This window comes from Paenibacillus sp. NPDC057967 (assembly GCF_042887015.1).
GTDB lineage: Bacteria > Bacillota > Bacilli > Paenibacillales > Paenibacillaceae > Pristimantibacillus.
In genome coordinates this window covers 23,681-35,540 of the sequence record NZ_JBHVQB010000015.1, presented here as the reverse complement: position 1 = coordinate 35,540, position 11,860 = coordinate 23,681, and the positions used below count along the sequence as shown (strand labels likewise).

The window sequence follows — 11,860 nt, the reverse complement described above, 5'->3', positions numbered from 1 at the left end:
TAATAGACAGCGAAATTAGTCAACGATGGTTACGCCCATGCTGCGAGCAGTACCTTCAACCATACGCATTGCTGCCTCTACGGTAGCTGCGTTAAGGTCTTGCATTTTTGTCTCAGCGATTTCGCGAACTTTATCGCGTTTTACCGTTGCGACTTTCTTCTTGTTCGGTTCGCCCGAACCCTTCTCGATACCTGCTGCTACGCGGAGCAATACTGCTGCCGGCGGAGTTTTCGTCTCGAATGTGAAGGAACGGTCTTCGAATACAGTGATCACGACTGGAATAATCAGACCTGCCTGATCCGCAGTACGAGCGTTGAACTCTTTACAGAACGCCATAATGTTAACGCCTGCTTGACCTAGTGCCGGACCGATTGGTGGCGCTGGGTTTGCTTTACCTGCTGGAACTTGCAGTTTGACCATCTTGATGACCTTTTTTGCCATGACTCACACCTCCTTGCCTTGATATACAAGCGCATTGCCTGCTCCGGAAACCGGATTGTTATATCTTCTCCACTTGAGTGTAATCCAGCTCAAGCGGGGTTTCCCTGCCAAACATGTTGACATGAACCTTAAGCTTCGCTTTGTCCAGCAGAATTTCTTCCACTGATCCGACAAAGTCCGCAAAAGGACCTACCTTGACGCGAACAGTCTCTTTGAGTTCGAATTCGATCTTCGGCTTCGGCTCTTCCATACCCATGTGCTTCAGAATTTGTTCCACTTCATCAGGCAGCAAAGGAGTCGGTTTGGAGCCGGATCCTGTCGATCCTACGAATCCCGTTACACCTGGCGTATTCCGAACAACGTACCACGAATCGTCGGTTTGAACCATTTCCACAAGAACGTAGCCGGGGTAGACCTTGCGCTGGACAGTTTTCTTCTTCCCGTCCTTCTCCACCACTTCGTCCTCCATTGGAACGAGCACGCGGAAGATCTTGTCTTCCATGCCCATGGACTCAACCCTGCGCTCCAGATTGGCTTTCACCTTGTTCTCATAGCCAGAGTAAGTATGCACGACATACCATCTTTTTTCCATCAATAATCCACCTTTGGTCCCTTCTTAGACAATCAGCTGAACCAATTCCGAGATCCCGATGTCAAGAAGCCAGAAGTAAATCGTCACAACTATTACCGTGAACAGAACGATCAGGGAATAGCTTGTCAACTCTTTACGATTCGGCCAGCGAACCTTCTTCAGTTCCGCCCAGCTGTCGGCAAAAAAACTAAACGTCGTACCAAAGCCCTGCTTCACCTTCGTCAAAAAAGCCATTGTTACACCTCCAATGGACTATCGCGTCTCGCGATGAGGAGTCTGCTCGTTACAGAACTTGCAAAACTTCTTCAACTCGATGCGGTCGGGGTGATTGCGCTTGTTCTTGGTCGTAGCATAGTTTCTCTGTTTGCAGTTTGTGCATGCCAACGTGATGATTACCCGCATTGAATTACACCTCCCGAACTGCTTAAAAATACGAATCATTGAAGCTATATAGTAAGTTCATTGATTCCAATCGCCAATACGAAAAAAACCTCGAATTTAGGCCTACCTAAACACTTTATCACAAGGCATACCTCGTGTCAACGAAAGAAGGGAGCCGTTCGGCATGCGAATAATTGGCATCTTGGTTCGAAATTGGATTCTACCAGTATAGTCGAAACCTTTTCTTTTAAAACCAATGGACTGTCTTCACTGCCTGAAAAACGTCAGACAGAAAAGACAGTCCGTTGTCAGATGCATCTTATACCCCGCCGATATCCCGCACTTCCAGGTATCGCTCAAGCTTGCGCTTCACGCGCTGCAAAGCGTTGTCGATCGACTTCACATGTCTATCGAGATCGACTGCAATCTCTTGATAGGATCGTCCGTCCAGATAAAGCATAAGAACCTTCCGTTCGAGATCGCTTAGAATCTCGGACATCTTGTCCTCCAGCCCTACGAATTCCTCTTGGTTAATGATAAGCTCCTCAGGATCGGACACTCGCGTGCCGCATATCACATCAAGCAAAGTCCGGTCGGAATCTTCGTCGTAGATAGGCTTGTCCAGCGAAACATAAGAATTGAGAGGAATATGCTTCTGGCGTGTCGCGGTCTTAATCGCGGTAATGATCTGCCTCGTGATGCACAATTCGGCAAAGGCCTTGAAGCTAGCAAGCTTGTCGCCCTTGAAATCCCGAATGGCTTTGTACAGGCCAATCATGCCTTCTTGCACGATATCTTCGCGGTCGGCGCCGATCAAGAAGTACGAACGGGCCTTGGCTCTCACAAAATTCTTATACTTGTTAATCAGATATTCCAGCGCTACGCTGTCGCCGTTACGGACCGCCTCTACGATATCTTCGTCCGTACTGCTTTCATATTCGAGCGTACTCCATTCTTTGAGGTCGATACTCACACACTATCCCTCCGGCCTGCCAGGCGTACACCGCGCTAGATTCTTAGGAAATATAGAGTCAGTATACATTATGTAACCTTACACCGTCAACCAAGGAGAGTCCCGAAAACTATCGATTTTATAGCAAAAATGTAACAATGTGGCACTCTGTGAAAGCGGTTCACCAATACCTGGTTTTTATTATTTTTCGCCTCTTCGCAATCGTTCGAGCTTGCTCCACACATCGAGACTTATATTCTGATCCACCGAGTTGCGCTTCTGAGGCTTCTCTTCCCGAATGGACTGCTCGATGGCTTTCCGGTTCTGACCAATATCAATCAGGAGTTCCCTGGCGGATATACGGAGCGCGCCTTTGCCGAAGGCGACATGCTGCTCCACCAAATCGGACGTAGCAACATAGAGGTTGCGCCGCCGTGCAATCAGCTCGTTACACAGCCTCTCAATGCATTCGTCCGCCGTCTCCTTCTCCTTGGTATAGACAATAGTCAGCTTATGCTGCTTGAATGTCGATCCGAGTCCCGGAACCTGATGAGCATCAAAGACAACATACACTTGCATGCCCGTGAAGCCCTGATAGTCCGCCAGCATATCAAGGAGCTTGTCCCTGGCGTCTTCCAGATCAAGCTCCTTCAGCTTCTCCAGCTCCGGCCAAGCTCCAATGATATTATAGCCGTCCACAAGCAGGACGTCATTGCGCCGATTCATGCCTATTCACTCCGGCGCTGCCTGACAACCTCATACATAAGCACGCCCGCGGCAACGGACGCGTTCAAGGAGTTGAGCTGTCCCAGCATAGGAAGCTTCACGAGAAAGTCACATTTCTCTTTGATCAGACGTCCCATGCCCTTGCTTTCGTTGCCAATAACGATCGCCAGCGGCATATCGAATTTTGTTTTGTAGACGTCCTGCTTCGCACTTACGTCAGTTCCTGCAATCCAGACGCCCGCTTCCTTCAGCTTCTCGATCGTCTGCGCCAGGTTGGTCACACGAGCGACCGGCACATGCTCAGCCGCGCCTGCGGACGTCTTCAGCACCGTTGCCGTCAATCCAGCTGCCCGGCGCTTCGGAATAATCACGCCATGGACGCCAGTGCATTCCGCCGTACGGAGAATGGAGCCCAGGTTATGCGGGTCTTCGATCTCATCGAGCAGGAGCAGGAACGGTGTCTCGTCCTTGCTCTTCGCGATCTCCAGCAGCTCCTCGACTTCCACATAAGCAAAGGCCGCTGCTTGCGCGATAACGCCTTGATGCGCCACGCCTTGCGCCATGCTGTCGAGCTTGCGCTTGTCCACGAACTGGACGACAATACCCTGTTTCTTGGCTTCAGCTGTGATTGACTGTGTTACGCTTTTTTGCGAGCCCTCAGCGATCCATATTTTGTTGATTTCGCGCCCGGAGCGCAGAGCCTCAAGCACCGGATGCTTGCCGGCAATAAGCTCATCCTGATTCACTTCTACGGACATAATTGCCCTCCTGTCATTGTACGTTCTTTGATGTATGCGAACCTAATCAAGAGCGATGATGCATCGCCCGCAATTAGGCCAAATGAGTCATTGTTTATCTTAATGATTACCCATCCTGCTGGTTCTTGCATCATTCGATGTTGGTTTTGCCGACTTGTGGGCGAATTAGGCGCTTGGTACGGGATTAAGTCGATTTGATCGACCTAGTGCACCTGTTGAGACACATTCGACTCTTTTAAGTCGGTTTGATCGACCTAGTGCGCCACTCAGCACACTTTCGACTATTTTAAGTTGGTTTGATCGACCTAGTGCGCGACTCAACACACTTTCGACTCATTTAAGTCGGTTTGATCGACCTACCGCGCTACTCAGCACACTTTCGACTCTTTTAAGTCGGTTTGATCGATCTATCATATCCCTCCAGCAAATCCGGCTTCATCGGCTTAAACTCCGCGCCGCCAAACTCCATCCTGCTCCAACCTCATACAAGCTAGTGCCTAGTTCTGGTCTACTCCCGCTCCGATAGAGCAATATGGAACAATTCCCCGAGCCGATCCAGCCGTCCCTCAAAATAGAGGTAACCAACCAGACATTCCAGCGCGGTTGCATGCCGATAATCGGCAGGGTCCGCATTTTTCGGCGGAGCGCCGGATTTGGTGTTGCGTCCGCGGCGAACGATATCCGCTTCTTCTTCGCTGAGATGAGGCTGCCAACGCTCCAGCAACTCCCTTTGAGCTTTAGCCGATACCAGCTTAGTCGCTTCTTTGTGAAGATGATGCGACTTGTTGTTCGGCAATGAAATCAAATATTGGCGCACCAGCAGCTCGAACACCGCGTCTCCCATATAAGCCAGAACGACGGGGTTCACAAGTCCGGTCTTCACCGAAGGCTTGTGCAATGCCAACGGGTTGAACGACGCTAGCTCCAAGCCAGCCTTGCTCTCCGAAGCCGAAGCTACCGCGTCTGATGCAGCACTCTGCTCTTCTGTAATTCGATTCGGGATTGCGTCCGACTCAGTTGCCGTAAGCTCCGAACCGACATCCTCTTCACGCCCAAACGTCTTGCCCGCGTCTTCCTCCAAGGGGCGCATCATTTGCGCCGCCAACGGATGCCTTGAGGCGTATCCTCAAGCACGATGTTTTTCTCATTCAGCAAATCGCGGATTTCATCGGCGCGTGCCCAGTTTTTCGACTTGCGCGCTTCCGTTCTCTCCACAATCAGCCCTTCGATTTCTTCGTCCAACAAATCATCACCAGACGCAGCAGGCAGAAGCCCCAGCACATTGTCCAGCTTGTCGAACGCTTCAACCAGCAGCTTGATGCCTTCAACCGGCGCATGCTGATCCTGCATATATACGTTCGCCTCTGTGACCAGCTCGAACAAAGCCGTGATCGCATCCGGAGTGCCGAAATCATCTTCCATCTTCGCATGGAATTGCGCCTGAATACTCGCAAGCTTGGAGCGCAATGCATCAAGCACATCCGCTGTAGAAGCAGCTTCTGCGCCGTCAGCTGCATCCAGCCTATGCTTCAAATTGTCGTAGCAATTCGCGATCCGCTCAATGCTGTTCTCCGCTTGGGCAATCGTATCATCGCTGAAATTCAGCGGGCTGCGGTAGTGGGTAGCCAGCATGAAGTAGCGAATCGCTTGCGGCTTCACCTGTTTCACAATCTCTTTGACCGTAATGCCATTGCCCAGCGACTTGGACATTTTCTCATTATTGATATGAACGAAACCGTTATGCATCCAGTAGTTCGCAAACGGCTTGCCCGTCAGCGATTCCGATTGCGCCACTTCGCACTCATGATGCGGGAACTGCAGATCATGACCGCCGCCATGAATGTCGAGTGTATCGCCCAAATATTTGCGCGCCATCGCCGAGCACTCAATATGCCAGCCCGGACGACCCGGTCCCCAGGGGCTATCCCATTTGATCTCGCCCGGTTTTGCGCCTTTCCACAGGACGAAATCGCCCTGATTTTCCTTGCGGTCTCCAAGCTCTACGCGTATGCCGAACTGAAGCTCATCGATATTCTGATGCGAAAGCTTGCCGTAATCCTCGAACGAAGCCGTCCGGAAGTACACATCGCCTTCACTTGCATAAGCATAGCCTTTCTCCACCAAGCCGGCAATAAACGCTATGATCTCCGGAATATGTTCCGTTACACGCGGATTAAGCGTCGCCTTGCGAACGCCCAGCGCCTCAATGTCCTCATAGAACGCGCCAATGAATTTCTCCGCTACTTCCGGCACGGTCGCACCAAGCTCGTCGGCTTTGCGGATCAGCTTATCATCCACGTCCGTAAAGTTCACGACATACTGCACTTCAAGTCCGGTATCCTCCAAATATCGACGTACAACGTCAAAGAAAATGATCGGTCTTGCATTCCCGATATGAATATAGTCATAGACCGTTGGTCCGCACACATACATATTGACCTTGCCCTGTTCGATTGGCTGGAAGCTCTCTTTCGAACGTGTGAGCGAATTATAGATGGAAACTGTCATGACTTGACTTCTCCTCCCGCTTTCGTAAGCTTCATTTCATCGAGCTCGGATTTGAGCCCATCCATTTCTTTCTGCATCGCCCGGAACATCTCGATCACCGGGTCAGGCAGCTGCGTATGGTCGAGGCGGTCACCCACCCGTTCTCCGTTGCGCCGAACCACACGTCCCGGATTGCCGACGACCGTGCAATTATCCGGCACTTCCCTTAGCACGACCGCATTGGAGCCAATGCTGGAATTGTCCCCGACTGTGAAAGAGCCAAGCACCTTCGCCCCGGAGCCGATAACCACATTATTGCCAATTGTAGGATGCCGCTTACCTTTTTCCTTCCCCGTTCCGCCAAGAGTTACCCCTTGGTAGATGACAACGTCGTCCCCAATTTCGCAAGTTTCGCCGATAACAACGCCCATTCCATGGTCGATGAACAAACGATTCCCGATTCTGGCGCCGGGATGAATCTCGATGCCGGTCATGAACCGGCTGACCTGGGAGATCACACGCGCAAGCGTGAACCATCTCCTTCTGTAGAGTGAATGCGCGATGCGGTGGGCCCATATGGCATGGACGCCCGAATACGTAAAAATGACTTCAAACCGGCTGCGTGCGGCGGGGTCGTTTTCGAAAACCGTCTGCACGTCTGAGCGAAAATGGCGAAACATGGATGACCTCTCCCTTCAAAGCTGCCAAACCTATCCCTTGCTATCTCTCTACCGCAAAATAATAAAAAGCCCCTGCAGCATTAAGCTGCAGAGGCGTCTTCTCGCGGTTCCACTCTGCTTGAACAACACGATCGGCTATATAGCCGACGGCTGCACATCTTCACGTCTTTAACGCAGACTTTACGTTGTCGCCTACCCTGCCATCCGTCGGTGAGTACCGATGAGACAACAGCTCGGAACAAGGCTCCCAGGTGCATATTTCCGTTCAAGCGGACTAGACAACTTTCAGCCCCATTCCAATCTCTAAATGAGTGATTCGAATGACGGTTGTCCTCTCTGCGAATCCACAGCTAACGTACTTTTCCTGTTCATGGCCGATTCATCTTATTGATAGTCATAGTATACCGAATCGCAAAAAAAGTGCAAGCATTCCATGCAAAAGTTCAGCCCGCGACAAGCACACTTGAATATAATTAGCCCAGACGTGCCTTCAATCTAGCGATTACTTTCGGCTCACCCAGAAGCGCAATGGATTGGTTCAGATCCGGACCATGCGTCTGGCCTGTCAAAGCTGCGCGGATCGGCATGAACAACGCCTTGCCTTTGAAGCCCGTTTCCTTTTGGACCGTCTTGATCATTTCTTTGATGCCGTCCGCAGTGAATGGAGCAGCTTTAGCCTCTAACAACGCCAGAAATTGGCTCAAAACCGTTGGAACTTGCTCTTCCGCCAGCACCACAGCAGCTTCTTCCTCGTCCGCTACCGTCTCGCGGAAGAACAGCTCCGTTACTGGAACGATATCCGCTGCAAAGCGGAGCTTGTCCTGGTGAAGCGCCACCAGCGCTGTGACCCATTCCCTTCCCTCTGCATCCAGCGTATCTGGAATGCAGCCTGCTTGTTGCAGATGAGGCAGACTGAGGTCAACGACGCGGGCCAGATCCGCTTTTTTCATATATTCGCCGTTCATCCAGCTAAGCTTCTGCGTATCGAATACGGCTGGGCTTTTGCTCAGACGATTGGAGTTAAACACAGCCACCAGTTCGTCGCGGGTGAACATCTCTTGCTCGCCCTCCGGCGACCAGCCCAGCAGCGTAATGAAATTGAACAGCGCTTCAGGCAAATAACCAAGGTCATCGTACTGCTCAATGAACTGGATGATGGATTCGTCGCGCTTGCTCAGCTTTTTCTTATTTTCGTTTACAATCAGGGTCATATGTGCGAATACCGGCGGTTCCCAGCCGAAAGCTTCATAGATCATAAGCTGGCGCGGCGTGTTGGAGATATGGTCTTCACCTCGCAGCACATGGCTGATTTTCATCAAATGATCATCCAGCACCACGGCAAAGTTATATGTCGGGATCCCATCCTTCTTCACGATGACAAAGTCGCCCATCTCCGTTGTATCGAAGCTGATCGAGCCCTTCACCATATCGTCAAAAACGTATGTTTTGCCTTCCGGCACACGGAAACGAACGCTGGCCACACGGCCTTCCGCTTCGAAAGCCTGCTGCTGCTCAGGCGTCAGATTGCGGTGCTTGCCGGAGTAACGCGGAGTCTCGCCGCGCTCAGTCTGCTCCTCACGCTCTTTCTCCAGCTCTTCTTCCGTGCAGTAGCAACGGTACGCAAGACCGCGATCAAGCAGCTCCTGCCAGTACTCGCGATAAATATCCAGACGTTCCGTCTGGCGGTAAGGACCGTAACCTCCGCCCACGTCGATGCTTTCATCCCAATCGATACCGAGCCACTTCAGGTAAGTCAGCTGGTTCTCTTCACCACCTGCTACATTGCGTTTCACATCGGTATCCTCAATGCGGATAATAAATTTACCGCCCTGATTTCTGGCGAACAGATAGTTGAATAAGGCCGTTCTGGCATTGCCGATATGCAAATGACCCGTTGGCGACGGCGCGTAACGAACGCGTACTTCTGCTGTCATCGTTTTTCCTCCTTAAGTTATAGCACGTTAACGATTACTCTAACTGTTACTGGCTCCATCCAGATAATATGGATGCAAGATTCATCTTGTATGAAAGTATGATAAGTTCACCGTTTCTCACCGCAATGAGCTAAACGTTTTTTCAATAATACTACTCTGCATTCACTACTGCCAATCTACTTTCTATATGCTAGGCAGCGCTATAGCAGGCTATGTCGCATATTGAGTGATTTTGGCGTTCTATACAACACGATTTGGCTCCATTTAGCTGCAACTGGTCGATTAAGAGTTTCTGGCAACACTAATCCGTCCTGCGACGTCGTTTTCGCGATTTAGCCGTTTCTCGCAACGCTGATCATCCCCTCGACTAGATCACCTAAAGACGCTTTCACTCGGGAGAACATCTGCGCGATGCAAGAGGCAACCTACGTCTATGCCTTCACCAACAGCACAGCCGATTGTGCGGCAATGCCTTCGCCCCGGCCGGCGAAGCCAAGCTGCTCGGTTGTCGTCGCTTTGACGTTCACCTGCGAGATGTCGGCTTCCAGCGCCTTGGCAATAACCTCCGCCATCTGTGGAATGTAAGGCAGCATCTTCGGACGCTGCGCGATGATCGTAGAGTCGATATTGCCCAGCTTATAGCCGCGTTCCTTCACCAGCTCCCATACCCGTTCCAGCAGCTTCAGGCTATCCGCATCCTTATAAGCCTCATCCGTATCGGGAAAATGCTTGCCGATATCGCCAAGTCCAAGCGCCCCCAATATCGCATCGGAGATCGCGTGCAGCAATACGTCCGCATCGGAATGACCGAGCAGCCCTTTCTCATATGGAATGGTTACGCCTCCTATAATGCACGGGCGGCCTTCCACCAATTGATGTACGTCAAACCCTTGTCCAATTCGAATCATGTCATGCTTCCCCTCTCTCCGTCCTTCGCTGCCCCAGCAGAAACTCCGCATACGGCAAATCGTCAGGCGTCGTAATCTTAATATTCGTGTAATCCCCTTCTGCCACGGTAACGGGAGCGCCCATTCGCTCCACGACCATAGCATCGTCAGTGCCTAGAAAACCTTCCTCCGAAGCCCGCCTATGAGCCTCCAGCAGCAATACACGCCGAAAAGCCTGCGGGGTTTGTATCGCCCACAAGCTTCTGCGATCCGGTGTCGAGACGATGACGCCGCCTTGGTCCACCTGCTTGATGGTATCCTTCACCGGCACGGCAAGAACGGCTGCTCCGCCCGCAAGCGCGGTTCTACAGCAGTTCTCCACCGCGGCCTCCATTACAAGAGGACGCACGCCGTCATGCACCATCACCCAGTCCGACGTCAGCTGCTCGAGACCGCGCAGAACGGAATGCTGTCTCTCCTGTCCCCCGCCAAGCACGGCGGTCACCTTGGAGATGCCATATTCACGCACCCACGACTGGCATCGTTCGATATCATCGGCTCCTACAACTAAGGAAATTTCATTCACAAAGCTCAGCCGCTGGAACAGCTCCAGCGTATGAACCAGAATTGGCTTGTTCGCCAAGTGCAAATATTGTTTACTTTCGCTCGTCCCCATGCGCGTGCCGCGTCCGGCCGCTACGATGACGACGCCCCACTTCTCTTCCATGCTTCAACCCGCCTTGAACTGTTGTCAGGCGCAGACGGCCCTGCCATCTCTCACCCGGCATCCGTTCGATACGCGCTGCTGGATCAGCTCTGTCGCGCACCTGCGCATACTAGCTCATCCCAAGTACAATAGTACTATCATACCTCGTTACAGCGCTTTTTCCAACAGCTTCGGCTTGGCAAATATCATTCGGCCCGCAGACGTCTGCAGCACACTCGTCACGAGCACCTCCATCGTCGTTCCGATGTAATCACGGCCGCCTTCTACAACGATCATCGTGCCGTCATCCAGATACGCAACGCCCTGCCCGTGCTCCTTGCCATCCTTGATCACTTGAACGATAATTTCTTCACCCGGCAATACGACCGGCTTGACGGCATTGGCAAGATCGTTGATGTTCAGAACGGAGACGCCCTGCAATTCACACACTTTGTTCAAATTAAAGTCATTGGTCACAACCTTGCCGCTAAGCGCTTTCGCCAGCTTCACAAGCTTGCTGTCCACCTCACCGATCTCTTCGAAATCTCCTTCGTAGATCAGCACCTTCACGTCGAGCTCCTTCTGAATCTTATTCAGAATATCGAGACCTCTGCGGCCGCGGTTACGCTTCAGCAGGTCCGAAGAATCCGCAATATGCTGCAGCTCTTCCAGCACGAACTCCGGTATGACCAGCGTTCCCTCGATAAAGCCTGTTTTGCAAATATCCGCAATCCGGCCGTCAATAATGACGCTTGTATCCAGGATTTTATGCTCCTCATACGTTCCCGACTGATCCTGCACTGGAACCGTGCGGCGACTTTCGGCAAGCTGCTGGAAACCCTCGGCAATCTCTTCTTGCTTAGATAGACCGATGCGCAAGCCCAAGTATCCGAATACCAGCGCCATCATCGCTGGCAGCAATGCGCCTACGCTCTCGAAGCCTGATACCGCCGGATAAAGCAGCACGGCCAGCAGCAACCCGCTCAGCAAGCCTCCGGCTCCGGCAAACAGCTGTCTTAGCGGCATCTCTGATGTCAGCTCGACCCCCCTTTGCATATACCGGATGGCCGGACGCGCTAGAATCGTTGCAGCGATTACGCCGAACAAGGCTCCTATTCCTACATTCATGTAATAAGTGCCGGATTGCTGCAGCATGCCAAATGAAGAGCTTGTCCACACGGCCGAGCCATTCACCCATTTGTAAACCTCACTACCAGCCATTCCGCCAAACAATAATCCGATTAACTGTATCATTCGTCTAACCATAATGGTTCACCTCCATTACAATTATGATCAAATCTTGCACGACCTAATCG

At 51.7% G+C, this 11,860-nt stretch carries 14 protein-coding genes; all 14 read right to left on the bottom strand.

Annotated elements, in window-relative coordinates:
* Positions 1-15 precede the first annotated feature (15 nt).
* Positions 16-441, bottom strand: coding sequence for a 50S ribosomal protein L11 (gene rplK, locus ACFVSO_RS27995; RefSeq protein ID WP_387480019.1), 426 nt, complete (start codon positions 439-441; stop codon positions 16-18).
* A 58-nt stretch (positions 442-499) separates the two neighbouring features.
* The gene (gene nusG / locus ACFVSO_RS27990; protein ID WP_028609672.1) at positions 500-1,033 is read right to left on the bottom strand and encodes a transcription termination/antitermination protein NusG; all 534 of its coding nucleotides are present in this window, start codon (positions 1,031-1,033) and stop codon (positions 500-502) included.
* 24 nt (positions 1,034-1,057) lie between these two features.
* A complete protein-coding gene (secE, locus tag ACFVSO_RS27985; RefSeq protein WP_116050280.1) occupies positions 1,058-1,267 on the bottom strand; it encodes a preprotein translocase subunit SecE in 210 nt (69 codons plus the stop codon).
* A gap of 18 nt (positions 1,268-1,285) precedes the next feature.
* Positions 1,286-1,435 (bottom strand): 50S ribosomal protein L33, encoded by a 150-nt coding sequence (gene rpmG, locus ACFVSO_RS27980; protein WP_082967189.1) that lies wholly within the window; start codon positions 1,433-1,435, stop codon positions 1,286-1,288.
* A gap of 298 nt (positions 1,436-1,733) precedes the next feature.
* Positions 1,734-2,387, bottom strand: coding sequence for an RNA polymerase sporulation sigma factor SigH (gene sigH / locus ACFVSO_RS27975; RefSeq protein WP_387480018.1), 654 nt, complete (start codon positions 2,385-2,387; stop codon positions 1,734-1,736).
* A 180-nt stretch (positions 2,388-2,567) separates the two neighbouring features.
* Positions 2,568-3,092, bottom strand: coding sequence for an NYN domain-containing protein (locus tag ACFVSO_RS27970; protein WP_387480017.1), 525 nt, complete (start codon positions 3,090-3,092; stop codon positions 2,568-2,570).
* A gap of 2 nt (positions 3,093-3,094) precedes the next feature.
* Positions 3,095-3,850 (bottom strand): 23S rRNA (guanosine(2251)-2'-O)-methyltransferase RlmB, encoded by a 756-nt coding sequence (rlmB, locus tag ACFVSO_RS27965; RefSeq protein WP_387480016.1) that lies wholly within the window; start codon positions 3,848-3,850, stop codon positions 3,095-3,097.
* A gap of 508 nt (positions 3,851-4,358) precedes the next feature.
* Positions 4,359-4,943, bottom strand: a complete 585-nt coding sequence (locus ACFVSO_RS27960) for a Mini-ribonuclease 3 (RefSeq protein ID WP_387480015.1) — start codon at positions 4,941-4,943, stop codon at positions 4,359-4,361.
* Entirely contained in the window at positions 4,940-6,358 is a 1,419-nt protein-coding gene (gene cysS / locus ACFVSO_RS27955) for a cysteine--tRNA ligase (RefSeq protein ID WP_387480014.1), read from the bottom strand. Before cysS ends, ACFVSO_RS27960 begins: the two co-directional genes overlap by 4 nt.
* Complete coding sequence (cysE, locus tag ACFVSO_RS27950) at positions 6,355-7,017, bottom strand: serine O-acetyltransferase (RefSeq protein ID WP_387480013.1); 663 nt, start codon at positions 7,015-7,017, stop codon at positions 6,355-6,357. The genes cysS and cysE overlap by 4 nt, the downstream gene beginning before the upstream one ends.
* A 473-nt stretch (positions 7,018-7,490) precedes the next feature.
* Positions 7,491-8,951 carry a glutamate--tRNA ligase gene (gene gltX, locus ACFVSO_RS27945; RefSeq protein WP_387480012.1) on the bottom strand — a complete coding sequence of 487 codons (1,461 nt, stop codon included), beginning with the start codon at positions 8,949-8,951 and terminating at the stop codon, positions 7,491-7,493.
* Positions 8,952-9,382: 431 nt separating this feature from the next.
* Positions 9,383-9,859: a 2-C-methyl-D-erythritol 2,4-cyclodiphosphate synthase gene (ispF, locus tag ACFVSO_RS27940; RefSeq protein ID WP_387480011.1), complete on the bottom strand. Its 477-nt coding sequence runs from the start codon at positions 9,857-9,859 to the stop codon at positions 9,383-9,385.
* 1 nt (position 9,860) lies between these two features.
* Positions 9,861-10,565: a 2-C-methyl-D-erythritol 4-phosphate cytidylyltransferase gene (ispD, locus tag ACFVSO_RS27935; RefSeq protein ID WP_387480010.1), complete on the bottom strand. Its 705-nt coding sequence runs from the start codon at positions 10,563-10,565 to the stop codon at positions 9,861-9,863.
* Between the two features lie 147 nt (positions 10,566-10,712).
* Positions 10,713-11,810: a PIN/TRAM domain-containing protein gene (locus ACFVSO_RS27930; RefSeq protein ID WP_387480009.1), complete on the bottom strand. Its 1,098-nt coding sequence runs from the start codon at positions 11,808-11,810 to the stop codon at positions 10,713-10,715.
* Positions 11,811-11,860 lie beyond the last annotated feature (50 nt).